The following is a 25,195-nucleotide window of genomic DNA, read 5'->3' as shown; positions in this document are numbered from 1 at the left end:
TCTGACCCAGAACACGTGGCGGCCGGTCCAGACTTGGTGAGGGGTGGCGTCAGGGGGCGCCGAAAGTTCCGGGCCGCCGGCCCATCGGGGTAATGCTGTGACAGTCTATCTGCCCATCGCCGAGCTCTCGGTGAATATCTTCATCATCCTCGGCATGGGCGCAGCGGTTGGCTTTCTCTCCGGCATGTTCGGTGTCGGCGGTGGTTTCCTGATCACCCCACTCCTGATCTTCTACAACATACCGCCGGTCGTGGCCGTCGCGACGGGCGCCAACCAGGTCGTCGCCTCGTCGGTTTCCGGCGCCATCACCCATTTCCGCCGCGGCACGCTCGACATGAAGCTCGGTACGGTGCTGCTGGTCGGCGGCCTGTGCGGCGCGACCGCGGGCGTGTGGCTGTTCGCCCTGCTGAGGCGCCTCGGTCAGCTCGACCTCGTCATTTCGCTGCTCTACGTGGCGCTGCTCGGTACAGTCGGCGTCCTGATGCTGTTTGAAAGCATCCGAGCGTTGCGCCGTGCCGCCAAGAACCAGCCGGTGTCGCTGCGAAAGCCGGGCCATCACAGTTGGATCCACGGCTTGCCGCTGAAGATGCGGTTCAAGAAGTCCAAGATCTACCTGAGCGTCATTCCGCTCGTCCTGCTCGGCTTTTCGATCGGCGTGCTGACCTCCATCATGGGTGTCGGCGGCGGCTTCATCATGGTGCCGGCGATGATCTATCTTCTGCGCATCCCGACCAACGTGGTCGTCGGCACGTCGCTGTTCCAGATCATCTTCGTGACGGCTTTCACCACGATCATGCAGGCGACGGCGAACAACTCGGTCGACATCGTTCTCGCCTTCATCCTGATGGTGGCAGGCGTCGTCGGCGCGCAGTACGGCGTGCGTGTCGGCCAGCGTTTGCGCGGCGAGCAATTGCGGGCCCTGCTTGCGCTTCTCGTACTCGCGGTCGGCATGCGCCTTGCAGTCGATCTCGTGCTGGCGCCCGAAAACATCTACTCCGTCGTCAGTGAAGGGGGGCGCCGATGAGAAGTCTGGCGTACGCCCTCCTTGCCGCAGCCGTCCTGGCATTGGCCGGTCCGGTCCGCGCGCAGGAGAAACAATCCGAAAACACCGAGCAGCTGGAAATCGGCATCTCCACCGACGAGATCGCCATCTCCTCCGATTTTCGCGGGGCCGACCTCACCATCTTCGGCGCCATCGGGGGCTATGATCCGAACCTTCTGGCGCAGAGCAAATACGATATCGTCGTGGCGCTGGAAGGACCGAAGGACAACATGACGGTCCGCCGCAAGGAACGCGTGCTCGGCGTCTGGGTCAACCGTCACTCGATGACCTTCGAGCTCGCGCCGGAATCCTACTCCCTGTCCAGTACGCGCAATGTCGATCAGATCGCATCCGAGCAGGTGCTCAACAGCATCGGCGTGGGCCTGCAACATATCCGGCTCGACCCGATCGGCTTCATCGGGGACGGCAGCAGCGTCGCCGCGTTCCGCGAGGCCTTCCTGCACCTGAAGGAAACCGGCGGCTATTTCCAGCGCGATCCGGGCGGGGTGCAGTTCATCAGCGCCAGCCTGTTCAAGGCGACCGTGAAGCTGCCCGCCAACGTCCCGAATGGCACCCATGTCGTGCGGGCCCAGCTTTTCCGCGACGGTGTCTTCATCAGCGAGAAGGCGCTACCGCTAAGAGTCGTCAAGACCGGCCTGGAACAGATGATCTCGAATGCCGCCTATAATCGTCCGGTCTCCTATGGCGTCCTCGCCGTCGTGCTGGCCCTGTTGACCGGCTGGATCGCAAGCGTGGTGTTCCGCAAGGACTGACGATCACGCCAGAAGCATTGCAGCCTTCCTGGCGAGAACGGCTTCATAGGCGCTCTGCAACTCCGCAAAGACGGAACGCTCCGGAGGCGCCGCGCCGCAATGGATGGCGCGCAGTTCGTCCATGAAGTCGCTCCACATAGCCGGCCCGCCAGCTTCCAGAAGCTCGGCGCGGATGCTCAGCTCTTCGCTTACCGGCAGATGCCGGCGGCCCCATGCGCCCATGTGAGCCAAGAGCGGCACGAGGGCGATCGCCATGTCGGTCAGACTGTAGAGCGCCTTCTGCTTGTGGCTCGGATCGTCGGCCCTCGTGATCAACCCCTTCTCGGTCAGCCGCTTCAGCCGGTCGGCGAGGATGTTGGAGGCAATGCCTTCCTCCGAACGGGTCAGCAGCTCGCGGAAGTGGCGGCGATTGCCGAACATCATGTCCCGGATCACGATCAGGCTCCAGCGGTCGCCGAGGATCTCGAGCGTCAGATTGATCGGGCAGCCCGATCGATGTTCGTCCTTCATTGCAGTCTCCGGCGATTCTGATTGCATTTTGCCACCGGTGTGCATAGGCTTCAACTGCTTGCAAAATAAAACCAGAATGGATGGAGGAAGAAGATGAGCAAGGTCATCGTCTGGAACCTGATGACGCTCGACGGCTATTTCGAGGGCGAGGAGAAATGGGATCTGGCCTTCCACGGCCACGCCTGGGGCGATGAGCTTGCCGCCATGAGCGCCGATTTCGGAGAGCGGGCGCGTCTTCTAGTCTTCGGTCGCGTCACTTACGAGGGCATGAAGTCGTTCTGGACGACGACCGAGGAGGAACTTGAGACGAAGGCCTACATGAATGCCCTGCCGAAGCTCGTCGCTTCACGCACGCTCCGAAGCTCGGACTGGAACAACACCCGCATGACCGGCGACATCGTCGGCGAACTCTCCCGGCTCAAGAGTGAGTCCGGCAAGGACATTTTCGTCTTCGGCAGCGCCGACCTGACGGATACGCTGCTGGAGGCTGGCCTCGTCGACGAACTCATGATCGGCCTCGTGCCGACAGTGCTCGGCAAGGGCAATCGCTTCTTCAAGGACAGCGACACACTGCAGCGGTTCGACCTGATCGAGGCACGGCCGCTGAAGACGGGAACGGTGATCCTGCGCTACGCGCCGATCGCGACGTAGCTGCAGGACGTCAGGCCAGCAGATTTGCAAAGCGTACGGAATAGACGCGGTCACGCCCGAGCAGGTGCGCGACAAGCGTCTCGCGCTCAAACAGCCCCGCCATGGCCCGGTGACGCAGGTCGAGCCCGCCGGTGGTGACACCGAAGGCCGGCATCAGCAGGCGCCGGCCGTCCGTGGCGAAGCACGGGCGGCGCACCGATTTGTCGCGGCGGCGCACGGTGGCGGACGGATGCAGGTGACCGGCGATCTCGCCCGCGCCGTCAGCAAGCGATGGCTCGTGGCGAAAGATAAGGCCGGCATAGTGCAATTCGTCGGCCGACTGGCCCGGCAGGCCGGTCGTTCCGTCCGGGTCATGGTTGCCGTTGATCCAGATCCAGTCGCGCCCGCGCGCCACCGCCTCGATCCTTTGGCGGAACATCTCCGGCAGGTGGATCGAGCCGACGCGATCGTGAAAATTGTCACCCAGACTAATGACGATCGACGGATTGTGCCGGGTGACGACGGCCTCGAGGATCCTGAGCGTCGCCAGCGTGTCGTAGGGCGGCAGCAGCATGCCGCGGCGCGCAAACGCGGCACCCTTTTCCAGATGCAGGTCGGAGATGACGAGCAGCCGCGTGGCCGGCAGGTAGAGCGCGCCGAAGGGATCGCAGACCGCCTCGACGCCGGCCACGACCGCGCGCGCTGTGAGCGCGCCGAAGTCCTGCACGTCGGCGTTAGCGAGGGCCACCCTGTTCATTGGCGCATTCCGTTCATCCCGTTGTCCTGTGGCCGCCTTCTTCCGACCATTACCGTTCTGTTTCCGGTGCCGCCAACTCGCCCAAGGCTTCCGCGATCAGGTCTTCGGCCGCCTCGGCCAGCACGGCATCATGGGCTTCGCCCGATACCGTTTCCCTGCCGATCTCCAGCATGACGGGGATCGCCAGCGGCGAGATGCGGTCGAGCGTGCGGTGGGTGATGTGGCCCTTGATTCGGGCAAGCATAAACCCCAGGCGCTCGATGTCCAAAAGACCCGTCGCGGCATCGTGCCGTGTCGCTTCGAGCAGGATATGGTCCGGTTCGTGGCTGCGCAGCACGTCGTAGATCAGATCGGCCGAGACCGTTACCTGCCGCCCGGTCTTTTCCTTGCCGGGATGGCGCTGGTCGATAAGACCGGCGATCACGGCACAATTGCGGAAGGTGCGCTTCAGCATCCAGCTTTCGTCGAGCCACGCCTCCAGGTCGTCGCCCAGCATGTCCTCGTCGAAGAGCCCGGCAAGGGAGGGGCGGCGGGCACGGAAGGCTGCCCCCAGATCGTCCAGCGCCCAGATCGCCAGCGAATAGTCGGTGGCGACGAAGCCGAGCGGCTTCAGGCCCGCCCGTTCGAGCCGGCGCGTCAGCAGCATGCCGAGCGTCTGGTGGGCGAGGCGGCCCTCGAAGGCATAGATCACCATGTAGTGCCGGCTGCCGCGCGGAAAGGTCTCGATCAGTAGCTCGTCGCGCCTCGGCAGCATCGAGACGTCGCTCTGGATCGACAGCCAGTCGCGCACCTGACCAGGCAGGGCGCGCCAGCGGTCCGGGTCGGCCAGCATGGTGCGCACCTGCTCGGCGAGGTAGGTGGAGAGCGGAAACTTGCCGCCGGCATAGACCGGCACCTTCGGATCCTGCGAGAAGGCCTGGCTGACGAGGCATTCGTTCTCGCGGATTCCCTCGAAGCGCAGCACCTTGCCGGAAAAGAGGAACGTATCCCCCGGCGCCATGGTCTCCAGGAAATACTCCTCCACCTTGCCGAGGGCCGCGCCGCCGCGGCCGAGCGAGCCGCGCGCATCACGCTTGACGAGGCGCAGGTTCAGCATCGGCATCTCGACGATGGTGCCGAGGTTCAGGCGGTATTGCTGGGCGACCTGCAGGTTGGAAACACGCCAGAGCCCCTCCTTGGTCTTGCGGATCTTGGCGTAGCGCTCGTAGGTCTTCAGCGCATAGCCGCCGGTCGCGACGAACTGCACGACACGCGAAAATGTCTCGCGCGACAGCGCGCCATAGGGGGTGGCCGAGTTGATCTCGGCAAACAACTCGTCCTCGTCGAAGGCGGCGGCGCAGGCCATGCCGAGCACGTGCTGGGCGAGCACGTCGAGTGCGCCGGCGGTCATCGGCGGGGTGTCCTGCGCGCCGAGATAGTTGGCGTCCAGTGCCGCCTGGCATTCCATCACCTCGAAGCGGTTGGCCGGCACCAGGATCGCCCGGCTCGGCTCGTCCATCCGGTGGTTGGCGCGGCCGATCCGCTGAGCGAGACGGGAGGCGCCCTTCGGCGCCCCGACATGGATGACGAGGTCGACGTCGCCCCAGTCGATGCCGAGGTCGAGCGTCGAGGTGGCGACGACGGCGCGAAGGCGGTTTTCTGCCATCGCCGCCTCGACCTTGCGGCGCTGGGCCACGTCGAGTGAGCCGTGATGCAGCGCGATCGGCAGCGTCTCCTCATTGATGCGCCAGAGCTCCTGGAACAACATTTCGGCCTGGCTGCGCGTGTTGACGAAGAGCAGTGCGGTGCGGTGTTCGCGGATCGCCTGGTAGACCTCGGGCATGGCGTAGCGGGCCGAGTGGCCGGACCAGGGAATGTGCTGTTCGCTCTTCAGGATGGTGATGATCGGCTTCGCGCCGGAGGGGCCAAGCACCAGTCCGGCGTGGTTATCCTCGCCCGGCGCCTGTCCAACGAGCCAGCGGCGCAGGTCCATGGGTTCTGCGACGGTGGCTGAAAGGCCAATGGTCTGCAGCCCCGGCGCCAGCTTGCGCAGCCGGGCGAGGCCGAGCGCGAGGAGATGGCCGCGTTTGGAAGTGACGAGCGAATGAAGCTCGTCGAACACGACGAATTTCAGGTCCTTGAAGAAGCGCGGTGCCTCACCGTTGGCGATCAGCAGCGCCAGTTGCTCCGGTGTCGTCAGCAGGATGTCGGGCGGGTTGAGCCGCTGACGCTGGCGCTTGGATTGCGGCGTATCGCCGGTGCGCGTCTCGATCGTGACCGGCAGGCCCATCTCCTCGACGGGTTTTGCCAGGTTGCGCTCGATATCGACGGCCAGCGCCTTCAGCGGCGAGATGTACAGCGTGTGGATGCCGGTAAACGCCGAACCCGGCGGGACGCGGCCGCGCGCGACGAGGTCGGTGAGGGAGGGCAGAAAACCGGCCAGCGTCTTGCCCGCGCCCGTGGGCGCGATCAGCAGCAGGCTTTCTCCGGCGCGTGCGCGCTCGAGCAGTTCCAGCTGGTGTGCGCGCGGTGCCCAGCCTCTGGCTGCAAACCAGTCGGTAAAAGGCTTCGGCAGCGGGCCGGGCCGGGCGGTGGCGGAATCGGTTGCGTTCACGCCGGTGAAATTAGCCGAACGGACGCGAAAAGGAAGGTCCACACTGCGAGACGAGCGCGCCGCGACACGTGCCAATATGGCAATTGACAAAGCGAATAATCATGGATAAAAAATATCCACGAATGGAGGCCGGGATGAAACTCAGTGAAGGCATCGAGCAGGCAATCCACAGCGTGGCCATGTTGGCGAGCCTGTCGCCGGAGGGCGTGTTGTCGGCGGCCGCGTTGGCGGAATTTCACGGCGTCTCGACCAGCTATCTCCTCAAGCACCTGCAGGCGCTTTCGGGCGCCGGCCTCCTGCAGACAGTCTCTGGTCCGCGCGGCGGATACCGCCTGGCGCGCGCGCCGGCGGAGATATCGCTGCTGGACATCGTTCTGGCGGTGGAGGGACCGGAGCCGGCCTTCCGTTGCCAGGAGATCCGCCAGCGTGGCCCGAACCCGCTTCCGGCCCGCTACATGGCGCGCCCCTGCGAGATCAATGCGGCGATGCTCAAGGCGGAGAAGGCCTATCGGGCGGAGCTGAAGAAGGTGTCGATCGCCGATATCGGCGCCGTAGTGGCCGCCAGGGACGACGGCGCGATCGCCGCCCGAGGCTGCGCCTTCCTGGAGTTGCACGAGCGCAGGCAGCGCTCCTGATGACTGCCGCACGAACCAAACCCACCTTCCAACCAAGGAGAAAGTCGATGCAGCCTCGTTTCAATTTCGCCAAAGCCTCCCCGGATGCCTACAAGGCGGTGGTCGCCCTTGAGGAGTTCGTCCAGAAATCGGGTCTGGAGCGCCGCTTCATTCACCTGATCAAGCTGCGGGCGTCGATCATCAATGGATGCGCCTACTGCGTCGACATGCATGTCAAGGAATCCCGTCATGACGGGCTGTCGGAGCAATGGATCAACATGATGTCGGTGTGGAAGGAATCGCCCGTCTATGACGCCCGCGAACGCGCGCTGCTGGGCTGGGTGGATGCCGTCACCAACATCGCCCAGACCGGCGCCCCGGATGACGCCTACGAAGCGTTGAGGGCGCATTTCTCCGAGGAGGAGATGACCAAGATCACCGTTGCGATCGGCACGATCAACGTCTGGAACCGGCTCGCCGTCGGCTTCCGCTCGCCGCATCCGATCGACAAGCCCGTCAAGGCTGCCTGAAGCAGCCCCGTCGGGCGAAGGGGGCCCCGAGCCTTGGCATCAAGGCTTCCCGGGTATTGTCACATGGCGATGTAGCGGTCGGAGCGGTGGTTGATCGTCAGGAACAGGTTCAGTGCCACGGCGCCGATCACTGAACAGAGAACGATGAAGGGGGCGGCCACCGCAAAGGCCGCCGCCAGAACCACAAGGTCGACGGCGAGTTGCACCAGCCCGGCCCGCCAGCCGAAGCGATCCTGCAGATAGACGGCGAGGATGCCGATGCCGCCCAGGCTCGCGCGATGGCGGTAGAGGGCGAGCAGACCGTAGCCGAGCAGCAGTCCGGCAAGCAGCGCGGCCCAGAGCGGATCCAGGGTTTCGATCTTCAGGTAGCGCGGCTGGATTTCGGTGATCAGCGAGGTCAGGCCGACCGCGAGGAACGACTTGATCGTGAACGCCTTGCCGAGGCGGCTCAGGGAGAGCGCGTAGAACGGCATGTTTAGCGCGGTGTAGTAGAGGCCGAAGCTGTAGCCGGTCAGGTAATGCAGGATGAAGGCAACGCCGGCGACACCGCTGGCGATGAGGCCGGCGCTGCCGATCAGCGTAAGCCCGAGGGCCGCGATCACGCTGCCCGTGAAGATGCCTTGCGCATCTTCCAGCGGCGAGTGACGCGCGGGGGCAGGATTCCAGAAACCGTAGCGCCGCTTGTCGCCGCTCATGAACATTTCCCTTTTGATTTGAAGCGCTGGTGTGCGGGAACGCGGTCAGCTCCGCCGGCGGGCGAGGAACAGCCGGCCGTGCACGGGCTCACCGGCATCCTTGCGGATGACGGTCGCCTGGCTGAGGAGAACATCAAAACCCGCAGCGGCGGCGCGCTCGCGCACATAGGTTTCGCCATGGGCGTAGCGCAGCGACGTGCGCAGCACATAGCCCTCGTTGGCGCCCGCGTCCTCCACGGAGAAGGCGAAGTGGCCACCTGGGGCGATCAGATTGGCGGTGATGGAGAAGAGGGGGGCGAGTTCGCCGAGGTACATCAATACGTCAGCGGCGCTGACAAGCTCGGCCCTTGCGAATGGCAGGTCGGGACCGAAGACGCCGCTCGCGCCGGGCGAGAGCGATAGATCGGCCTGGGCAAGCCGATCGTAAACCCGTTTCTCCCGCGCCTTGGCGAGCATGTTGGCGGAGAGGTCGAAGCCTTCGAGGAAGGCAGCCCGTTCGCGGATCCGGATGCCGAAGAGGCCGGTGCCGCAACCGAGGTCGGCAACGCTTGAAAAGCGCGCCGACCCAATGTGCTCGAAGATGAGCGTGGCCAGTTTCTCGGGAACGCTGTAGCCGAGGCGTTCCACAAGCGCGCTATCGAACCGATCCGCATAGTCGTCGAAGAGTTGTTCGACATAGCGGCTCGGTGGGGTACTCGGGACGTCGCGTCCGCCAAGCACCGCAATTTTCAACCCCGCGCCGAATGGATCGGCCGGGGCCAGATCCAGCACTTTGGCAAGTCCAGCCGCAGCCGCCTCCTTCAGTCCGGATTTCTCGGCATACTCCGCCAGGCGGAACCAGCCCGCCGCCCAACGCGGGGCGAGTTCCAGCGCCTGTTCCATCAGTTCCCTCGCGCTCGCAAAATCCCCACTGCCCGCGAGCAAGCGGGCATAGTCGGCGCGGCGGTCGGCGAGCATATCGCCGGAGGAATGCTGCGTAGCGGTTGTCATGATGACGCGACTGGATAAGAGGTGGCATCGCTAATCTTCCAAGAAACGGCAAAACGCAAGGGGAATCGTCACGATTTTCGGCGCCCGGCCCTAAAAAAGCTCACCTTGCGGTTCTTGCAGCGTCGGCTTAAGACGCACGTGAGAACAACAGGAGCGAGCAGCATGTCGGATGGCGTGAACAGATTCCTCGGCGATACGCCGCTGCGGATCGCCGTAAAACTCTTGATCCTGTCCATTGCACTCGGGTTCCTGATGTCGGTCTTCGGCCTCTATCCCGATGACATCCTGCGCGCCGTCCGCGACTTCATCATCAACCTGTGGGAGAAGGGCTTTGCCGCCCTCGGTCAGGTCGGCGACTACCTGGTGCTCGGCGCGGTGATCGTCGTGCCGGTGTTCCTCGTCATTCGTGTTCTGAGCTACAGGCGCTGACATGACCTCGACGACGACGAAACCGGTCAGCCGCAGGGTCGTTCTGGGCGCCACGCTCGGCGCCTTCGCCGCCACCGTGGCCGGCTGCACGACCACGGACAAGATCGACACCGGCGCGAACGCCAGCGACCAGACCGATACGACGCTGGCGATGATCAACAAGCTGCGCGGCGATCGCGGGCTGGAGCCGCTGTCGCGCCACCCCGCCTCCGCAAGGGCCGCCGTCGACCAGGCAAGGCGCATGGCTTCGGCAGGCAAGATGGAGCACAACATCGGGCTCGGCGCGAATTTCGCCAAGCGGATGAAGGGCATGGAAGTGCCCTTGCCGGCGGCCGAGAACATCGCCGTCGGTCAAGCCGATGCGGCGCGCGCGTTCCAGGCCTGGGTGGATTCGCCCAAGCACCTCGCCAACATGCTGGGACCGGGCTATCGCGGCCTGGGCGTGGCGGAAGCCAGAAATACCTCTTCCGGCAACCGCCCCTATTGGGCGATGGTGCTGTCGAGCTGAACTGATTCCGGCGCGCTTGCCGGCAACGCGCCAAAGGGCAGGTAGACGCATGGATGCATCGGTCGGGGCAAACGAGGGGGCAGGCCCTTTTGTCGTGACGCACCGTCTGGTGTTGTCGATCGCCATTCCGATGACGCTTGGATTCCTCACCACGCCGCTGCTCGGTCTGACCGATACCGCCGTCGCCGGCCGTCTCGGTTCGGCGAACGCACTGGCGGGGCTTGCGGTCGGTGCGGTACTCTTTGATCTGATTCTCGGTAGCTTCAACTTCCTGCGCGCGTCGACGACAGGACTCGTCGCGCAGGCTTTCGGCCGCGGCGACCGCAGCGAGGAGCAGGCCATCTTCTGGCGTGCGCTCGCGATCGCGATCGGTTGCGGTCTCCTGATCGCGCTTGCCTCGCCCCTGCTTCTACAGGCAGGGCTTGCGCTGATGGCGCCGCCACCGGGTGTGGCGGAGGCGACCATCACCTACTTCTCGATCCGGATGCTGGCCGGGCCCATGGCGCTTTCCAACTACGCCATATTGGGCTTCGTGCTCGGGCGAGGCCAGGGGACGACCGGCTTGCTGCTGCAAGCGATCATCAACGGCATGAACATCACGCTCTCGATCGTGCTTGGTCTTGGCTATGGCTACGGCGTGGCCGGTATTGCCGTTGGCGCGCTGATCGGCGAGACCACCGGCATGCTGGTTGGTCTCGGGCTGGTTCTGTATCGCTTCCAGCGCGCGGACCGACCGACGAAGGGGGCGATCTTTGCGGCTGCGCGCATGAAAGCGCTGTTCGCGCTCAACCGGGACATCATGATCCGGACCTTCGTGCTGCTGGCCGCTTTTACGTTGATGACACGTATCGGCTCGTCGTTCGGCCCGCTGTCTCTTGCCGCCAACGCGGTGCTGATGAACATCTTCCTGGTCGCCGGCTATTATCTCGACGGGCTGGCCAACGCGGCCGAACAGATCGTCGGCCGGGCGATCGGCGCGGACTATCGACCCGCCTTCGATCGGGCGGTCAGGCTGACGATGGTCTGGTCGTTCGGGCTGGGCGCCGTGACGGCGCTGCTCTTCCTTATCTTCGGCACGGATATCATCGCGCTCTTGACGACCACCGAAAGCGTCCGCGCGGAGGCTGCAACCTATCTCCCCTGGGCGGCCGTGACGGCTGTCACCGGCGCTCTCGCCTTCCAGATGGACGGCGTCTACATCGGTGCGACCTGGTCGCGCGCCATGCGCAACATGATGCTGGCGGCTTTTGTCGGCTATCTGGCCGCCCTTGCCATTTTCGTGCCGCTCTTCGGCAATCACGGGCTCTGGCTGTCGCTGAACCTGTTTTTGGCCTTCCGCGGGCTGTTTCTGGCCGCGCGCATGCCGAAGCTTGCCGGTCAGATCTTCCGATCGGCCCAATAGCTGTTGCGGCTGCCGCGGATATCGCGGATCGAGGCAAGGCGCTCGCGGTCGCAAAGGTCCGACAGGCCCCGGACGATGGTGGCAGGCAGCCCCGGACCCGCATAGACCATGCACGAATAGAGCTGGACGAGGTCGGCGCCGGCGCGGATCTTTTCCGCCGCTCTCTCTGCCGAGCTGACGCCGCCGACGCCAATGATCGATAGCGCGTCGCCGACACGCTTGCGCATCTTCGCAAGCGCAATGGTGGACTTCTCGAACAGCGGTTTTCCGGACAGCCCTCCCGCCTCGGCGGCATGGGTCCGATCGGTCAGCCCGTCGCGGGACAGCGTCGTGTTGGACACGATGAGGCCGTCGAGGTCATGGGCGAGCGCAACGTCGGCGATGTCGTCCAGCCCCTCTTCGGTGAGGTCCGGCGCGATCTTGAGAAAGACGGGAACATGCCGTCCGGTCCGTCCGGCCTGCTCGGAGCGGGCCGAAAGCACGGCAGACAGGAGCGCGGCGAGGCTTTCGCGCGCCTGCAGGTCGCGTAGCCCCGGCGTATTCGGGGAGGAGATGTTGGCGGTGAAGTAGCGTGCCACGTCATAGAAAGCGCGGATGCCGGCGACGTAGTCTGCGATCCGGTCGTCGCTGTCCTTGTTGGCACCGATGTTCACGCCGATCAGAGACTGGCGCGAGCAGGTTCTCAACCGTTCAAGCGCGGCAGCGTGGCCCTCGTTGTTGAAACCGAGCCGGTTGATGACCGCTTCGTCGGCGGTGAGCCGGAAGATGCGCGGTTTCGGGTTGCCGGGCTGCGGCTTCGGCGTAACCGTGCCGATTTCCGTAAAGCCAAAGCCGAGGCGAAGCAGGGCTTCGGGCACCTCTGCATTCTTGTCGTAGCCGGCGGCCATTCCGAGCGGATTTGGAAAGTCGAGACCAGCAATCGTCTGGTGCAGTCGGGCATCGGGGCGAAGGCGGCAGGACGGAACCAGGCCGCTCTTCAGCGCCGTGATCGAAAGGCCGTGCGCGGCTTCGGGATCGAAAAGAAACAGCCCCTTGCGGGCGAGTGCGGCCAGCGTCATGTCAGTCCATCTCCGGAAACACATGCCGGCCATCAGCCCCGAGCGGCAGCGACTTTTCCCACAGCACCGCATCCAGCGGCAGCGCGCCGTAGAGGTGGGGGAAGAGCTGGCCGCCGCGGGAGGGCTCGTAGACGAGCGCCTTGCCCAGCGCCGCGCCATCGATTGCGACCAGCAGCAGGTCCGTCTGGCCGGCGAAATGCTTCGCGGCCGTCTCGGCTGCCTGTGCTGCGGTGGAGAAGTGGATGAATCCATCGGCCAGATCGACAGGGGCGCCCTCGAACATTCCCCTGGCCCGGGCGGACTGCCACAGACCTGCCGGAACAATCTTGTATATCGTGTCGGACATGGCGCGCTTCTCTGCTCGTTGGAGTGGGCGTATTGTTCGGCCAGCGCATGCCCTTCGGATCGAACTTGGCCTGAAGGGAAGTACGCAGATTGCGCAGTAGCGCTTGCAGCATCGCCGCGGGAATGTCCACGGACAAATTCGTCGGGCGGGGCCGTTTTGAGGAGGAAATCGGATGCGGAAGACGATTGCCGGCCTTACGCTCATCCTGCCGCTCATCATGGCAGGGGCATCGAACGCCGAAGGCGAGGGGCGCTACCAGATGGAACGCAACGCCGATGGCTTCGTCCGGCTCGACACCGTCACCGGCGAGATGTCGGTCTGCAAGGAGGCCTCCGGTCAATTGACCTGTCGCATGGCTGCGGACGAGCGTGCCGCCTTCGAACAGGAGCTCGATCGTTTGACGAAGCGTGTGGAAGCGCTTGAGAAGGCACAACGATCAGGCGTTTTCGCGGACAAACCGCGCCTGCCGACCGACGAGGAGATTGACCGGACCATGGGCATCATGGAAAGAATGATGCGACGCTTCATGGATATCGTGAAGACACTGGAGGGTGGGGAGGAGAAGACCGGCCCCCAGAAGGACCAGATGCCAGACAAGACCTGAGCGCGGCCGCAGTTCAATGTCGCGTAGCGGGGGGCTGATCATGACTGTGCTCTTGGGAGGGAGCCCGCATGACGACAGGACTGACAATCATCATTGCCGATGACCATCCGCTGTTCCGGGGGGCGCTGAAGCAGGCCTTGCAGGGAATGGGGGACGCGCCGGAAGTCGTGGAAGCGGGCGATTTCGAGACGGCGCGCACGACGGCCGAACTGCATCCGAACGCTGATCTGCTGCTTCTCGATCTGGCAATGCCCGGCGTAAGCGGGCTTTCGGGATTGATGATCCTGCGGTCGGAAATGCCGAGCCTGCCGGTCGTGATCGTTTCGGCCAGCGACGACGCCGCGACGATCCGGCGCGCGCTGGACCTTGGCGCCTCAGGGTTCATTTCCAAGTCCGCGTCGATCGATGAAATCCGCCAGGGGATTGCCACCGTCCTCGAGGGCAATATCTACACGCCCGACGACTATGAACGCGGTATCGAACAGGACGCCGAGATCGGCGATCTGATCAACCGGCTGCGTACACTGACGCCGCAACAATCGCGGGTCCTGTCGATGCTGGCGGAGGGGTTGCTCAACAAGCAGATCGCCTATGAGCTCAGCGTTTCCGAGGCGACGATCAAGGCGCATGTCTCGGCGATCCTCCTGAAATTGAACGTCGACAGCCGTACCCAGGCGGTCATCCAGCTCGGCAAGATCGGAGCCACGGTCGCCGTCGCCTGACGGCACTGGCAATGCACACGCTCGAGGGAAGGCCGTGCCGGGCTGCTGTCGGGCGGCGCTATTCCGCGGCGACCTTCAAATTGGCGAGCCGCGTCAGCCAGGCGCGCATCGAAGCGGGACGCACCGGCTTGTTCTGGAGCGAGATGTCGCTATTTTCTGCCAGCATTCGCACCTCGGCCGAGCGATCGGCCGTGATGAGCAGGCCGGGAATATCGGAGCCGTGCGCAGCGCGCACGCGGGCTATCGCCGTGACACCGGTGCCGTCGCCCAGATGGTAGTCGGCGATAATCGCGTTTGGCGGCGCGCCGTGACCGGCCAGAAGCACATCGATTGCATTAAGTGAATCCGCAGTCACGACCTCGCAGCCCCAGCCGGTCAACAGCAGTTCCATGCCGTCGAGGATCTTCGGTTCGTTGTCGATGCAGAGCACCCGCAATCCACGCAACTGCTCGCCGGCTGGCGGCTCTTTGGTTGCGGCGGCTTTGCGGCCGGTGGCAATGGTATCGATCGGAATGCGGACCTTGAAACTTGTTCCCCTTCCAGGCGTCGACTGCAGATCGACGGGATGGCCGAGCACGCGCGAGATCCGGTCGACGATCGAAAGGCCGAGCCCGAGCCCCGGTGCCGTGCGGGCTCCTTCGTCAAGCCGGATAAACTCCTTGAAGACGGTGCGAAATTTCGACGACGGGATGCCGATGCCGGAGTCGAGCACCTGGACGCTTGCATATCCGCCCTTACGCCGCACCCCGACAAGCACCTTGCCGGAATTGGTGTATTTGATCGCGTTGGAGACGAGGTTCTGCACGAGGCGCCGCAACAGGTTCGGATCGCTCCGCACCGCAAGGGAGCTCGCCACGACCGTCAGCGTCAGGTTCTTCGCCCGCGCCATTGGCGCAAAATCGGTCTCGATCCGCTTCAGCAGGTCGTCGAGGCGCACGATTTCCAGACGCGGCTTCATTGCCCCGGTATCGAGGCGGGAAATGTCCAGAACCGCGCCAAGAATGGTTTCGACCGACTCCAGCGAGGAATCGATATTCTGGACCAACGGCCGGTTCTCGGAATCGCCGAGCCGTTCGACCAGGGACGTGGAATAGAGCCGGGCGGCATTGAGCGGCTGCAAAATGTCGTGTCCGGCGGCGGCGAAGAACCGTGTCTTGCCGAGATTGGCCTCGTCGGCGGCGGCGCGCGCTTCGGCCAGCTCGGTGTTGACCCGGGTCAGTTCGGCGGTGCGTTCATCGACGCGAAGTTCCAGCGTCTCGTTTGCGAGCTTCAGCGCCCGGTCGGCTTCGACCCGTTCGGTAATGTCGGTGAAGGTTGCGACGAACCCCTTGTCAGGGATGGCGTTGGAGACAACTTCGACGATGCGGCGACCGCCCGACAAGACGAGTTGGAGCGGCTGATCGAATTCCATGATGCCATTGAGAATCGCCCGCCTTTCAGCCGCGGCGACATGACCCTCCGCGACGAGGATGTCGATCACGTCGGTGAGCGCGAAGCCGACCTGGCCGACCTGTTCGGGCAGATCGAGCAACTCGCGAAACCGGCGGTTCCACACCGTAAGATTGTTCGCGCTGTCGAATACGGCAATTCCCTGGTTCATCCGGCCGAGGGCCGTCTGGAGTATGCCCTGATTGTACTGCAGGGCCTCGCTGGCCTGGTCGAGCAGCCAGCTTGTGTCGGCGGTGGTATCGTCGATCCGCTGTAGCGTGAGCGACAGGACGAGCCGTGCCGAGGAGGAGCCGATCGCACTGCCGAGCACCTGCTCGGAGAAGTGGATGAGCGCGATGTCGGCGGGCTTGTTGTCCTCGAGCCATCGGCCGGCTTGCTGCTCATAGGTGTGGAACGAGCGTTCGGTCCGCTCCTCGCCAAGGTAGGTGGCGACGGTGTTCTTCAGATCGCGGACCGTCACCTTCGTCTTGCTGCCACGGAAGGCACGCTCGAGCTGGGGGCGCGAGTGGATGAAAATGTTTGCTTGCAGGCGCTCGCTGTTCGTCGGGTTGCGCGACAGTGAGCCAATGATGAAAGCGCCGGTGTTGACAAGCAGCGCCAAAACGGAGGCAGCGACCAATGGATCGGCCTTCTCTCCGGAAAATACGCCGACCCCCGGCAGCAGAAAGCCGAGGATAGACGTCGCCAGGCCGGAGTTCTCGCTTAGGCCGAGGCTCGGCAGGAAGAGCAGGTAGGCCCAGACCAGCAGGCCGGAAACCATGCCGGCAATCGCGCCCCGGGCGTTCGCCTGGCGCCACAGAAGGCCGCCGAGCAGGGCGGGCGCCACCTGGGCGATTGCGGCAAAGGCGAGCAGCCCGATCGAGGCCAGGCCGGCGTTCGAGGTGGAAAACCGATAGTAGGCATAGCCGAGCAGCAGAACGAAGAAGATCGCAAGCCTGCGAATACGCAGCAGTGTTCTCGTCAGGTCCTCTTGCGGCTCGGCCTTGCCGATCAGGTTGCGCCGGAGAACGACGGGGATGACGATATCGTTGGAGATCATGATCGACAGCGCCACGCATTCGACGATCACCATGGCCGTGGCGGCCGAAAAACCGCCGATGAAAGAGACGAGCGTCAGGATCGGCTGGCCCTGCGCCAATGGCAGCGCCAGCACGTAGAGATCGGCGTCGCCCAAACCCTGGAAGGTGAGCAGGCCGCCGATCGCCACGGGCAGCACGAACAGGTTGATCGCCAGAAGATAGAGCGGAAACAGGTAGCGGGCGGTGCGCAGTTCCCCGGCAGTCCGGTTTTCCACGACGGTCACATGGAATTGCCGTGGCAGCATGACAATGGCGAAGGCCGACAGCACGATCAACAGCAGCCATCGCGCCACCGGCGTCTCGTACGACAATGCCGTCATGACGCGCTGGCTCTCGGCGGCACGCAGCCAAAGGTCGCCAAGCCCGTCGAACATGAAATAGACGACATAGACGCCGACGGTCGCGAAAGCGAAAAGCTTGACGACCGACTCCATTGAGATCGCCAGGATCAGGCCGTCCTGATGTTCCGTCGCGTCCGTGTGTCGCGTGCCAAAGATCGCGGCGAAGCATGCAAGGAACAGGGAGACGATCAGTGGCAGGTCGATGATGGAATGGCTCTCCGCAAAGCCGTATTCGTAGAAATCGACCACGACCTTGACCGAACTCGACACCGCCTTCAGTTGGAGCGCGATGTAGGGAATGGCCCCGATGAGCGCGATGAGCGCGACGATTGCCGCCACGCCCGGGCTCTTCCCGTAGCGTGCGCCGACAAAATCGGCGATGGAGGTCAGGCGCTCGGACTTTGCCAGTCCGACGATCCGGCGGATCAGCGGAAGTCCCAGCGTGAACATCAGGATCGGGCCGATGTAGATCCCGAGGAATTCCGGTCCCTGGACGCTGGCAAGGCCGACGCCGCCGAAATAGGTCCAGGAGGTGCAATAGATGGCGAGGCTGAGCGCGTAGACCAGCGGCCGACCGCGGGTGGCCGCGTCCGGTGCGCGCGTCTTCCTGTCGCCGTAGGTGGCCACCGCGAAAAGCAGCAGCAGATAGGCGAAGGCCGCGGCGAAGATGGTCCAGCCGGGCAGCATGCGTCCTCCCAGATTGGCGGGACCCTTACCCGCCGCCCGGCACAATAGGGCATTCAAACGGCAAAGAAAATCGAATGCGGCTTAGCCTTAAGTCCGATAAATTCCGGAAAGGTTGCAGGATCGCCAGTGGCGCGCAATGGGTGTTCCATGCGACGAAAAACTGCATTAGGTTGGAGATGCAGGCAGCAACAGGAGATGCACATGCTCAACGAATTCAAGGCGTTCATTGCCCGCGGCAATGTGATGGATCTCGCCGTCGGCGTCATCATCGGTGCGGCCTTCAGCAAGATCGTCGAATCGGTCGTCAATGACCTGGTCATGCCGATCGTCGGGGCGCTCACGGGCGGCGGCTTCGACTTCTCGAACTATTTCCTGCCGCTGTCCTCGACTGTCACCGCGAGCACGCTGGCCGCTGCGCGCGAGCAGGGGGCGGTTTTTGCCTATGGCAGCTTCATCACCGCCCTGATCAACTTCCTGATCCTCGCCTGGATCATTTTCCTGATGATTAAGGGCGTGAACCGTGTCCGCACCAGCGTCGAGAAGCAAAAGGAGGCAGAAGCGGCGCCGCCGCCGGAAGACGTCCAGTTGCTGACGGAAATCCGCGACCTCCTGAAGACGCGATCCTCGGTGTGATCCCCCGCCAGGATCTGGCAAATGCGAGCCGGGTCGCGCCTTCATCACCGAAATCGATCGGAGTGTCAGACAAACTCGCGTGATCGGGCACCGAAATTCCGTTAGAGATCGATCGGAGACGGTCGGCCGGCATTGAACGCGCGCCGCCCGCAGCGGAGAAGTCATGAATATTGTCAATAGCCTGAGCCCGCGGGCGCTGCAGGCGCCGGAAAGCGGCATCGTCGAAGTGGTGAACTACGCGCGCGGTCGGGAAGGGCTCATCCCGCTCTGGGTCGGCGAAGGCGACCTGCCCACGCCGTCCTTCATCTCCGACGCGGCGATGGAGGCTTTGACGGCCGGCGAGACCTTTTATACCTGGCAGCGCGGCATACCGGAACTGCGCCAGGCGCTCTCGCGCTACTACGATCGTCAGTTCGGCCGCGCACTCTCGCCCGAGCACTTCTACGTGGTCGGCTCCGGCATGCAGGCGATCCAACTGACGCTTCAGGCGATTGCTTCCCCCGGGGACGAGATGGTCTATCTGAGTCCGGCCTGGCCGAATTTCGCCGCCGCCGCCGAGATCGCCGGCATTCGCCCGCTGGCCGTTCCGCTAGAATTCACCGGCGGGCGCTGGCAACTGGATCTGGCGCGGCTGGAGGCGGCGATTACGCCCCGGACGAAGGCTCTCTTTATCAATACGCCCTCGAATCCGACCGGCTGGACAGCGACACGCGACGACCTCAGGGCAATTCTCGAAATCGCGCGCCGCCGCGGCCTCTGGATCATGGCCGACGAGATCTACGCTCTCTACTACTATGCCGGCGGCAGGGCTCCATCCTTCCTCGATGTGATGGACGAAGGCGACCGGATCGTCTTCGTCAACTCGTTCTCGAAGAACTGGTCGATGACCGGCTGGCGTGTCGGCTGGATCGTCGCCCCGCCTGAGATAGGGCAGGTCATCGAGAATCTCGTCCAGTACTCCACCTCCGGCGTGGCGCAATTCCTGCAGAAGGGCGCGGTCGCAGCCCTCGACGCGGGTGACGATTTCGTCCGGTCCAACATCGAAAAAGCGACCCGCTCGCGCGATTTGCTCTGCGATGCGCTGATCGCCACGAACCGCGTCGAGACATTGAAGCCGGATGGCGCCATCTACGCCTTTCTGAAGATCGACGGCGTCAACGACGTCCGCCAGACGGCTCTCGACATCGTCGACAAGACCGGCGTGGGGCTCGCGCCTGGCACGGCTTTTGGTAAGGGCGGTTCGCTCTTCATGCGTGCCTGCTTCCTGCGCGATCCCACCCAGGTGGCCGAGGCCGCCGAGCGACTGTCGCGCTACATCGCATCGCTCTAGGCTAAAAACCGCCGCATTGCTTCTTCACCGCCATGGCGCTTCTATGCGTCGATATTGACACGAGAGTTGGAAGGGACCCCGATGGCGGTACTGGTAACAGGAGGAGCAGGCTATATCGGCTCGCACATGGTGTGGGCGCTGTGTGACGCCGGCGAAGACGTCGTCGTCATCGACCGGCTCTCCACCGGCTTCCGCTGGGCGGTCGCACCCGAGGCCCGCTTCTACGAAGGTGACATCGCCGATCGCGAACTGCTGCAGCGAGTTTTCGCAGAGAACCGAATCGATGCCATCATCCACTTCGCCGGGTCGATCATCGTGCCTGAATCGGTGGCCGATCCGCTGAGCTACTACGAGAACAACACCGTCAAGTCGCGCGCACTGATCGCCGCGGCGGTGGAGGCGAGGGTCCCCCACTTCGTCTTTTCGTCCACCGCGGCGGTCTATGGCACGCCGGACACGGCAGACCCGGTCGAGGAGACGGCACCGCTGCGACCGGAATCTCCCTACGGCGCGTCGAAGCTGATGACGGAGATCATGTTGCGCGACACCGCGCTCGCGCATGATTTCGCCTACACGGCGCTGCGCTATTTCAACGTCGCCGGAGCTGATCCGCGCGGCCGCACCGGCCAGTCGACGAAAGGGGCGACGCACCTGATCAAGGTCGCCGCAGAGGCTGTGCTCGGCAAGAGGCGGGGCATGGACGTCTTCGGTACGGATTATCCCACGTCGGACGGAACCTGCATTCGCGACTACATCCATGTCAGCGACCTTGCGAACGCTCATCTGAAGGCACTTGAACGCATGCGCGCTGGCGGCGGCTCGATCGTCGCCAACTGCGGCTATGGTCGCGGTTTCTCCGTGCTGGAGGTGCTGAATCGCGTCAAGGAGGTTTCGGGCGTGGACTTTCCGGTGCGGATCGCCGGCCGGCGCCCGGGCGATGCCGTGTCGATCGTCGCCAACCCCGCAGTGGCAATGCGGGAGCTGAACTGGCAGCCAAAGCACGACGATCTTGCCTTCATCGTCCGCACGGCGCTCGACTGGGAAGATCACCTCGCCCGTCGCAACCAGATCTGACATCGCGGCTCTGGCGCCGGCAGGAGCGGCACCTTATTCGCCGAGACGTTCTGCCTCATAGGCAATCGAGTGCTGGATCAGCCTGTTCCACAGGTCGTCGTAGAACGCTTCGTCGAGACCATGCTGCCGCGCGTTTTCGCGTGCATTGGTGCGGACTTCGTCGACGCGCGCCGGAATGTCGGCCTTCAGGCCAAGTCCCGCCTTGATCTCGGCCGCGCGGCCGATGAAGGTCCAGCGCTCGGCGAACAGCTGCATCAGCGCGCGGTCGATCCGGTCGATGTTCTCGCGGATTTCCGCCATGGTCCGGCATTCGGCTGCTGTCTCAGGCATTCTCTGTCTCCGGTCTTGTTCGCGTGCGCTTGCCCCGCGGTCATTGCGGTTGGCTGTAACAAAGCGGGAGGAGAGAGGAAAGATGAAAGCGCCTGCGGCGGCGCCGTGCCACATAGGGACCGCGCGAAAGACAGGGAGGGTGCGGTCCTGTTCCTGTTTCCGGCGGTCCCGTATGCTGGCCAAGGACAACCTAGAACACGAAGCTTGAGCGAGCCTTAAATTAACAAGCACTAAAGGGTTGCATTGGTGGTGGCGGGCTTACCTTAGGTGAGGCGATAGGGATGCAATACCGGAACGGCAGCAAAAAACTTGCCGTAACCGAGCAATTCTGTGGCCGCGGCGCTCAAGCGCCCAGCGCGAACCTGATGATAAGGCCAACAAGGGCGACGGTCGCGACGCCGGCGATCCATAGGCCTGCGAACCACAACAGCTTTCGGCCGATTCCGCCCGCAGCCATCAGTGATATCCCTCTTCCGGATCGACCTTGCCGCGGAAGACCCAGTAGGCATAGGCCGTATAGGTCAGGATGATCGGCACCAGCACAATGGTGCCGACGAGCAGGAAGACCAGGCTCTCCTCCGGCGCCGCCGCTTCCCAGATCGTCAGCGAAGTGGGGACCATGTAGGGGTAGAAACTGATCCCAATGCCGGCAAAGCCGAGCACGAACAGGCCGAGTGCCGCCAGGAAGGGCTGGCTATCGTGTTCGCTACGCAAGCCCCGAAGCAGAAGCAGGAAACACCCCAGCACGAGCAGGGGAACGACGATGCTGAAGATGGCGGTCGGCCAGCCGAACCAGCGATTGAGGTAGGCGGGTTCGAGGAAGGGTGTCCAAAGGCTGAAGACACCCATTGCGACAAGCGTTCCGATTGCAGCGCGAAGTGCATGGACGCGGGCGCGCGCGGCAAGGTCGCCGCTTGTTTTCATCACCAGCCAGGTGGAGCCGAGCAGCGCGTAGCCGATCAAAAGCGCCACGCCGGTGGCGATCGAGAACGGTGTCAGCCAGTCCCACCACCCGCCGGCATAGGTCCGGTTTTCGACCGGAATGCCCTGGACAAGGGCGCCGAGTGCGACCCCCTGGGCGAAGGTGGCGACCATGGAGCCGCCAGTGAAGGCGCCGTCCCAGAGGAACTCGCCGCGCCGGGTGCGCCACCGGTACTCGAACGCGACGCCGCGAAAGATCAGCCCGAGCAGCATCGCGATAAGCGGCATGTAGAGGGCCGGCAGGATCGTCGCATAGGCGAGCGGAAAGACGGCCATCAGCCCGCCGCCGCCCAGCACCAGCCAGGTTTCATTGCCATCCCAGACGGGGGCGACCGAGTTCATCATCACGTCGCGGTCGTGCTTTTCGGGAAAGAAGGGGAAGAGGATGCCGACACCGAGGTCGAACCCGTCAAGGATGACATAGGCCAAGACCGCAAAAGCGATGATCGCGGCCCAGATGAAGGGAAGGTCGATGGTCATGGCGTGCTCCCCTTGTGACTGTGTGCCGGCGTGATGCCGGCGGAGCGAAGGGGACCCTCCTCCAGATCCGGCCTAGCGTCATGCGGCAGGCGCGACATCAGGCGCAGGATGTAGAAGGTGCCGGCACCGAAAACGAGGAAGTAGACGATGACGAAGGCGGTCAGTGAGGTTGCAACCGCGGGCGCGTCGATCGGTGAGTGCGATTGCGCCGTCAACATGTGCCCGTAGACCGTATAGGGTTGCCGCCCGACCTCGGTCGTCACCCAGCCGCACAGGACCGCCACGAAGCCCGCCGGTCCCAGCAGCACCGCGGCACGATGGAGCCAGCGGTTCGATGCGAGCGTTCCCCGCCAGCGGCACCACAGCGACCACCCGCCGATGCCGAGCATCGCAAAGCCGATGGCGACCATGATGCGGAAGGACCAGAAGACGATCGCGACCGGCGGTTCCAGTTCGTCCGGCACGGTATCGAGCCCGTCGAGCGGCGCATCAAGGCTGTGCTTGAGGATGAGGCTGGAGAGTTTCGGGATTTCGATCGCGTAGTCCACTCTCTTTTCCGTCTGGTTGGGAATGCCGACGAGGATGAGCGGTGCGCCCTGCGGATGGCTGTCTAAGTGACCCTCCATGGCCATGACCTTCGTCGGCTGGTGTTCCAGCGTGTTCAGGCCGTGTAGATCACCGGCAAAGATCTGGATCGGTGCGACGATCGCCGCCATCCACATGGCCATCGAGAACATGGTGTACGAGCGCCGGTGTGCTGTGTTCCTCAGGAGATGCCACGCGCCGACAGCGCCGACCACGAAGGCGGTGGTCAGGTAGGCGGCGAGCACCATGTGCACGAGCCGGTAGGGGAACGACGGACTGAAAATGACCGCCCACCAGTCCGTTGGGACGAATTGTCCGGCGGCATTCATGGCGAACCCGGCAGGGGTTTGCATCCAGGAGTTCGCCGCGAGGATCCAGGTGGCCGAGATCAGCGTGCCTAGTGCCACCATGCAGGTGGCCAAGAAGTGCAAGCCGGCACCGACCCGGTTCAAGCCAAACAGCATGATGCCGAGAAAGCCGGCTTCAAGGAAGAAGGCCGTCAGCACCTCGTAGCCCATCAACGGCCCGATGACCGGCCCGGCCTTGTCCGAGAAGACGGCCCAGTTCGTGCCGAACTGGTAGGTCATGACGATGCCAGACACGACCCCCATGCCAAAGACAAGCGCGAAGATCGTCTTCCAGAAGTCGAATAGCTCCCGATAGACCTCGTCCTTCTTCCACAGCCAAAGCCCGTTCAGTACCGCCAGATAGCTGGCAAGGCCGATCGAGAAGGCGGGGAAGATGATGTGGAACGACATCGTGAAGGCGAATTGGAGCCGGGCCAGGAGAGCAGTATCCAGCATCGTGCATCCTTCCTCGGCCAGTCGGGCCGGGCGAAAGCAAGCCGCGGTCGGCGCGGACATATAATGAATGTGGCGCGGAACGGCGAAACGTCAATTCCGATGCGAACGGCAGGTTGTCAAACGGACGTTACCGCGCGCGGGAAACAGCAGGGGCGGGGATGCGTTCCGCAAGCACTCCGGAGGACTCCGGCACAGTCACTTCAACGGCATTTGCCAGTTGTGGCTATGCTTTCGTTCGGCGCAGTGCCCGTCGACCGCATTGCAAGGCCTTTCTCCGATCCGTCCGGTCTCCTTCCGGGCGAGGCCGCCATTGCCCAGCCACTCGTCGACCTGGACAAAATGAGGCAAGCCGAAGCTTTGCGGGAAGGCGGAGGCAGCGGTTGCGGGCAGCGCCAGAACCGCAGCGGCAACGACAAGGCGTTTCATTTTTAGATCCTCGGAGCTCTGCCCGGTCACAAGGCCCAGTGCCGCAAAAGGGCCGTTCACTGTATTTTAATAGAATCTGATATAAAAGGAACATTGACCAAACGTGGTCAGCCCCCGGCAGTGAAGCGATCCACCGCTTGGAGGATGAACGCACGGTCACGCTGCCCCGATGGAGCGGGGAAGAAAACCCGTGTCTGATCGCGGGGCCGACGCCGATTGGTTGGCACGGAAGGGTCCCCGACCAACCGCCAGCCGCAAGGCGGTCATCCGGGGACCGATGTCATCGCGGGTTCAATTCTTCTGGGAACCCTCTTGAACCGGCTTGGCTGAAGGATCGGCGCAACGCCGCACCGTCTTGACGCCAAACTTGCAGGTCTGCAGTTCGACCGACCCGGTCATGGTATTGTCTATCATGCTTTCATTGGACGCGATGATCGGATCTCCGAACCTTGCGCGATCAAAATTTGCGGTAACTGCAAATGCACCAGTGGCCGAAACGGCCACGACAGCAATCGATACAACGAATGTCTTCATGGTGAGGTCCTTTGATTGCGGGGAACATCGGACATCCTCGTGCAGCAAACGAATCATATGGGGTAAAGGCGGGTTGTGTTAAGTGGGGTGTCAAACGAAAAATCGTCACGTTTTAGTGATCGCTGAAAAACAGCGGGCCGATCCGGCCTTTCCGGGGGCGAAGAGCGCCACGCGCTTACTACAATTGGAGGGTCGTGGCCCCAGCGGGCCGTGAAAATGGAGCGGATTCGGGTACCGCGTACCTCAAAAGAAAAGCGGCG

26 protein-coding genes are annotated in these 25,195 nt (G+C 63.7%); 13 read left to right on the top strand and 13 right to left on the bottom strand.

The window, feature by feature from the left end; translation table 11 throughout:
• The first annotated feature begins 97 nt into the window (after positions 1–97).
• Together AC1DDS_RS19385 and AC1DDS_RS19380 are read left to right on the top strand one after the other, a co-directional pair.
• Entirely contained in the window at positions 98–1,024 is a 927-nt protein-coding gene (locus AC1DDS_RS19385; RefSeq protein ID WP_477480364.1) for a sulfite exporter TauE/SafE family protein, read from the top strand.
• Entirely contained in the window at positions 1,021–1,815 is a 795-nt protein-coding gene (locus tag AC1DDS_RS19380; protein WP_310411334.1) for a TIGR02186 family protein, read from the top strand. Before AC1DDS_RS19385 ends, AC1DDS_RS19380 begins: the two co-directional genes overlap by 4 nt.
• A gap of 3 nt (positions 1,816–1,818) precedes the next feature.
• Here AC1DDS_RS19380 and AC1DDS_RS19375 read toward each other — a convergent pair whose 3' ends face one another.
• On the bottom strand, positions 1,819–2,325 hold the full coding sequence (locus AC1DDS_RS19375; protein WP_477480363.1) for a winged helix-turn-helix transcriptional regulator: 507 nt from the start codon (positions 2,323–2,325) through the stop codon (positions 1,819–1,821).
• Between the two features lie 93 nt (positions 2,326–2,418).
• On the opposite strand from AC1DDS_RS19375, the gene AC1DDS_RS19370 reads away from it, so the two are divergent.
• On the top strand, positions 2,419–2,976 hold the full coding sequence (locus tag AC1DDS_RS19370) for a dihydrofolate reductase family protein (protein ID WP_477480362.1): 558 nt from the start codon (positions 2,419–2,421) through the stop codon (positions 2,974–2,976).
• 10 nt (positions 2,977–2,986) lie between these two features.
• On the opposite strand, the gene pdeM is transcribed toward AC1DDS_RS19370, so the two are convergent.
• Complete coding sequence (gene pdeM / locus AC1DDS_RS19365) at positions 2,987–3,712, bottom strand: ligase-associated DNA damage response endonuclease PdeM (RefSeq protein WP_477480361.1); 726 nt, start codon at positions 3,710–3,712, stop codon at positions 2,987–2,989.
• A 49-nt stretch (positions 3,713–3,761) separates the two neighbouring features.
• Positions 3,762–6,305 carry a ligase-associated DNA damage response DEXH box helicase gene (locus AC1DDS_RS19360; protein WP_477480360.1) on the bottom strand — a complete coding sequence of 848 codons (2,544 nt, stop codon included), beginning with the start codon at positions 6,303–6,305 and terminating at the stop codon, positions 3,762–3,764.
• Between the two features lie 134 nt (positions 6,306–6,439).
• On the opposite strand from AC1DDS_RS19360, the gene AC1DDS_RS19355 reads away from it, so the two are divergent.
• Positions 6,440–6,940 (top strand): RrF2 family transcriptional regulator, encoded by a 501-nt coding sequence (locus tag AC1DDS_RS19355; RefSeq protein ID WP_477480359.1) that lies wholly within the window; start codon positions 6,440–6,442, stop codon positions 6,938–6,940.
• A gap of 47 nt (positions 6,941–6,987) precedes the next feature.
• Complete coding sequence (locus tag AC1DDS_RS19350) at positions 6,988–7,449, top strand: carboxymuconolactone decarboxylase family protein (RefSeq protein WP_477480358.1); 462 nt, start codon at positions 6,988–6,990, stop codon at positions 7,447–7,449.
• Between the two features lie 59 nt (positions 7,450–7,508).
• Here the strand turns inward: AC1DDS_RS19350 and AC1DDS_RS19345 are convergent, their stop codons facing one another.
• Positions 7,509–8,144 carry a YitT family protein gene (locus tag AC1DDS_RS19345; RefSeq protein ID WP_310411314.1) on the bottom strand — a complete coding sequence of 212 codons (636 nt, stop codon included), beginning with the start codon at positions 8,142–8,144 and terminating at the stop codon, positions 7,509–7,511.
• 45 nt (positions 8,145–8,189) lie between these two features.
• Positions 8,190–9,134, bottom strand: coding sequence for a class I SAM-dependent methyltransferase (locus tag AC1DDS_RS19340; RefSeq protein ID WP_477480357.1), 945 nt, complete (start codon positions 9,132–9,134; stop codon positions 8,190–8,192).
• A gap of 162 nt (positions 9,135–9,296) precedes the next feature.
• Between AC1DDS_RS19340 and AC1DDS_RS19335 the strand changes: the two genes are divergently transcribed.
• The 3 genes from AC1DDS_RS19335 to AC1DDS_RS19325 are packed head-to-tail and all read left to right on the top strand — an operon-like array spanning position 9,297 to position 11,473.
• Positions 9,297–9,563, top strand: a complete 267-nt coding sequence (locus tag AC1DDS_RS19335) for a DUF6460 domain-containing protein (protein WP_477480356.1) — start codon at positions 9,297–9,299, stop codon at positions 9,561–9,563.
• Position 9,564: 1 nt separating this feature from the next.
• Positions 9,565–10,071: a CAP domain-containing protein gene (locus AC1DDS_RS19330; RefSeq protein ID WP_477480355.1), complete on the top strand. Its 507-nt coding sequence runs from the start codon at positions 9,565–9,567 to the stop codon at positions 10,069–10,071.
• Positions 10,072–10,120: 49 nt separating this feature from the next.
• Positions 10,121–11,473 (top strand): MATE family efflux transporter, encoded by a 1,353-nt coding sequence (locus AC1DDS_RS19325; RefSeq protein WP_477480354.1) that lies wholly within the window; start codon positions 10,121–10,123, stop codon positions 11,471–11,473.
• On the opposite strand, the gene AC1DDS_RS19320 is transcribed toward AC1DDS_RS19325, so the two are convergent.
• Both AC1DDS_RS19320 and AC1DDS_RS19315 read right to left on the bottom strand, forming a co-directional pair.
• Complete coding sequence (locus tag AC1DDS_RS19320) at positions 11,449–12,531, bottom strand: quinone-dependent dihydroorotate dehydrogenase (RefSeq protein ID WP_477480353.1); 1,083 nt, start codon at positions 12,529–12,531, stop codon at positions 11,449–11,451. The two genes, AC1DDS_RS19325 and AC1DDS_RS19320, sit on opposite strands and share 25 nt — an antisense overlap.
• Before the next feature lies 1 nt (position 12,532).
• Positions 12,533–12,877 (bottom strand): DUF952 domain-containing protein, encoded by a 345-nt coding sequence (locus AC1DDS_RS19315; RefSeq protein ID WP_477480352.1) that lies wholly within the window; start codon positions 12,875–12,877, stop codon positions 12,533–12,535.
• Positions 12,878–13,049: 172 nt separating this feature from the next.
• On the opposite strand from AC1DDS_RS19315, the gene AC1DDS_RS19310 reads away from it, so the two are divergent.
• Both AC1DDS_RS19310 and AC1DDS_RS19305 read left to right on the top strand, forming a co-directional pair.
• Positions 13,050–13,481, top strand: coding sequence for a hypothetical protein (locus AC1DDS_RS19310; protein ID WP_477480351.1), 432 nt, complete (start codon positions 13,050–13,052; stop codon positions 13,479–13,481).
• A 68-nt stretch (positions 13,482–13,549) separates the two neighbouring features.
• Positions 13,550–14,203, top strand: a complete 654-nt coding sequence (locus AC1DDS_RS19305) for a response regulator (RefSeq protein ID WP_477480350.1) — start codon at positions 13,550–13,552, stop codon at positions 14,201–14,203.
• A 58-nt stretch (positions 14,204–14,261) separates the two neighbouring features.
• On the opposite strand, the gene AC1DDS_RS19300 is transcribed toward AC1DDS_RS19305, so the two are convergent.
• Positions 14,262–17,759: a NahK/ErcS family hybrid sensor histidine kinase/response regulator gene (locus AC1DDS_RS19300; protein ID WP_477480349.1), complete on the bottom strand. Its 3,498-nt coding sequence runs from the start codon at positions 17,757–17,759 to the stop codon at positions 14,262–14,264.
• A 201-nt stretch (positions 17,760–17,960) separates the two neighbouring features.
• Here AC1DDS_RS19300 and mscL point away from each other — a divergent pair, with 201 nt between their 5' ends.
• The 3 genes from mscL to galE all read left to right on the top strand — a co-directional run bounded on the left by mscL (position 17,961) and on the right by galE (position 20,796).
• Positions 17,961–18,392, top strand: coding sequence for a large conductance mechanosensitive channel protein MscL (gene mscL / locus AC1DDS_RS19295; RefSeq protein WP_477480348.1), 432 nt, complete (start codon positions 17,961–17,963; stop codon positions 18,390–18,392).
• Between the two features lie 163 nt (positions 18,393–18,555).
• On the top strand, positions 18,556–19,722 hold the full coding sequence (locus tag AC1DDS_RS19290; protein WP_477480347.1) for a pyridoxal phosphate-dependent aminotransferase: 1,167 nt from the start codon (positions 18,556–18,558) through the stop codon (positions 19,720–19,722).
• Positions 19,723–19,803: 81 nt separating this feature from the next.
• The gene (gene galE / locus AC1DDS_RS19285; protein ID WP_477480346.1) at positions 19,804–20,796 is read left to right on the top strand and encodes a UDP-glucose 4-epimerase GalE; all 993 of its coding nucleotides are present in this window, start codon (positions 19,804–19,806) and stop codon (positions 20,794–20,796) included.
• 33 nt (positions 20,797–20,829) lie between these two features.
• On the opposite strand, the gene AC1DDS_RS19280 is transcribed toward galE, so the two are convergent.
• The 5 genes from AC1DDS_RS19280 to AC1DDS_RS19260 form a co-directional block, all read right to left on the bottom strand.
• Positions 20,830–21,126 (bottom strand): chorismate mutase family protein, encoded by a 297-nt coding sequence (locus tag AC1DDS_RS19280; RefSeq protein WP_477480345.1) that lies wholly within the window; start codon positions 21,124–21,126, stop codon positions 20,830–20,832.
• Positions 21,127–21,582: 456 nt separating this feature from the next.
• Positions 21,583–22,587 carry a cytochrome d ubiquinol oxidase subunit II gene (gene cydB, locus AC1DDS_RS19275; protein WP_310411271.1) on the bottom strand — a complete coding sequence of 335 codons (1,005 nt, stop codon included), beginning with the start codon at positions 22,585–22,587 and terminating at the stop codon, positions 21,583–21,585.
• Positions 22,584–23,975 carry a cytochrome ubiquinol oxidase subunit I gene (locus AC1DDS_RS19270; RefSeq protein WP_477480344.1) on the bottom strand — a complete coding sequence of 464 codons (1,392 nt, stop codon included), beginning with the start codon at positions 23,973–23,975 and terminating at the stop codon, positions 22,584–22,586. The genes cydB and AC1DDS_RS19270 overlap by 4 nt, the downstream gene beginning before the upstream one ends.
• Positions 23,976–24,170: 195 nt before the next feature.
• On the bottom strand, positions 24,171–24,401 hold the full coding sequence (locus tag AC1DDS_RS19265; RefSeq protein WP_477480343.1) for a hypothetical protein: 231 nt from the start codon (positions 24,399–24,401) through the stop codon (positions 24,171–24,173).
• Between the two features lie 291 nt (positions 24,402–24,692).
• Entirely contained in the window at positions 24,693–24,935 is a 243-nt protein-coding gene (locus AC1DDS_RS19260) for a hypothetical protein (RefSeq protein WP_310411264.1), read from the bottom strand.
• Positions 24,936–25,195 lie beyond the last annotated feature (260 nt).

The organism is Mycoplana sp. 10N416, from assembly GCF_056394765.1.
The sequence above is the reverse complement of the archived record's forward strand: the minus strand, read 5'-3'. Positions and strand labels throughout refer to the sequence as shown.

Excerpts from the sequence above, each read along its gene's own strand:
- AC1DDS_RS19270 (WP_477480344.1), bottom strand. The coding sequence starts at position 23,975 with ATGCTGGATACTGCTCTCCTGGCCCGGCTCCAATTCGCCTTCACGATG.
- AC1DDS_RS19315 (WP_477480352.1), bottom strand. The coding sequence starts at position 12,877 with ATGTCCGACACGATATACAAGATTGTTCCGGCAGGTCTGTGGCAGTCC.
- AC1DDS_RS19325 (WP_477480354.1), top strand. The coding sequence starts at position 10,121 with ATGGATGCATCGGTCGGGGCAAACGAGGGGGCAGGCCCTTTTGTCGTG.
- AC1DDS_RS19380 (WP_310411334.1), top strand. The coding sequence starts at position 1,021 with ATGAGAAGTCTGGCGTACGCCCTCCTTGCCGCAGCCGTCCTGGCATTG.
- AC1DDS_RS19260 (WP_310411264.1), bottom strand. The coding sequence starts at position 24,935 with ATGAAGACATTCGTTGTATCGATTGCTGTCGTGGCCGTTTCGGCCACT.
- AC1DDS_RS19290 (WP_477480347.1), top strand. The coding sequence starts at position 18,556 with ATGAATATTGTCAATAGCCTGAGCCCGCGGGCGCTGCAGGCGCCGGAA.
- AC1DDS_RS19370 (WP_477480362.1), top strand. The coding sequence starts at position 2,419 with ATGAGCAAGGTCATCGTCTGGAACCTGATGACGCTCGACGGCTATTTC.
- AC1DDS_RS19355 (WP_477480359.1), top strand. The coding sequence starts at position 6,440 with ATGAAACTCAGTGAAGGCATCGAGCAGGCAATCCACAGCGTGGCCATG.
- galE (WP_477480346.1), top strand. The coding sequence starts at position 19,804 with ATGGCGGTACTGGTAACAGGAGGAGCAGGCTATATCGGCTCGCACATG.
- pdeM (WP_477480361.1), bottom strand. The coding sequence starts at position 3,712 with ATGAACAGGGTGGCCCTCGCTAACGCCGACGTGCAGGACTTCGGCGCG.
- AC1DDS_RS19280 (WP_477480345.1), bottom strand. The coding sequence starts at position 21,126 with ATGCCTGAGACAGCAGCCGAATGCCGGACCATGGCGGAAATCCGCGAG.
- AC1DDS_RS19320 (WP_477480353.1), bottom strand. The coding sequence starts at position 12,531 with ATGACGCTGGCCGCACTCGCCCGCAAGGGGCTGTTTCTTTTCGATCCC.
- AC1DDS_RS19350 (WP_477480358.1), top strand. The coding sequence starts at position 6,988 with ATGCAGCCTCGTTTCAATTTCGCCAAAGCCTCCCCGGATGCCTACAAG.
- AC1DDS_RS19340 (WP_477480357.1), bottom strand. The coding sequence starts at position 9,134 with ATGACAACCGCTACGCAGCATTCCTCCGGCGATATGCTCGCCGACCGC.
- AC1DDS_RS19345 (WP_310411314.1), bottom strand. The coding sequence starts at position 8,144 with ATGAGCGGCGACAAGCGGCGCTACGGTTTCTGGAATCCTGCCCCCGCG.
- AC1DDS_RS19375 (WP_477480363.1), bottom strand. The coding sequence starts at position 2,325 with ATGAAGGACGAACATCGATCGGGCTGCCCGATCAATCTGACGCTCGAG.
- AC1DDS_RS19310 (WP_477480351.1), top strand. The coding sequence starts at position 13,050 with ATGCGGAAGACGATTGCCGGCCTTACGCTCATCCTGCCGCTCATCATG.
- cydB (WP_310411271.1), bottom strand. The coding sequence starts at position 22,587 with ATGACCATCGACCTTCCCTTCATCTGGGCCGCGATCATCGCTTTTGCG.
- AC1DDS_RS19330 (WP_477480355.1), top strand. The coding sequence starts at position 9,565 with ATGACCTCGACGACGACGAAACCGGTCAGCCGCAGGGTCGTTCTGGGC.
- AC1DDS_RS19335 (WP_477480356.1), top strand. The coding sequence starts at position 9,297 with ATGTCGGATGGCGTGAACAGATTCCTCGGCGATACGCCGCTGCGGATC.
- AC1DDS_RS19265 (WP_477480343.1), bottom strand. The coding sequence starts at position 24,401 with ATGAAACGCCTTGTCGTTGCCGCTGCGGTTCTGGCGCTGCCCGCAACC.
- AC1DDS_RS19305 (WP_477480350.1), top strand. The coding sequence starts at position 13,550 with ATGACGACAGGACTGACAATCATCATTGCCGATGACCATCCGCTGTTC.
- AC1DDS_RS19300 (WP_477480349.1), bottom strand. The coding sequence starts at position 17,759 with ATGCTGCCCGGCTGGACCATCTTCGCCGCGGCCTTCGCCTATCTGCTG.
- mscL (WP_477480348.1), top strand. The coding sequence starts at position 17,961 with ATGCTCAACGAATTCAAGGCGTTCATTGCCCGCGGCAATGTGATGGAT.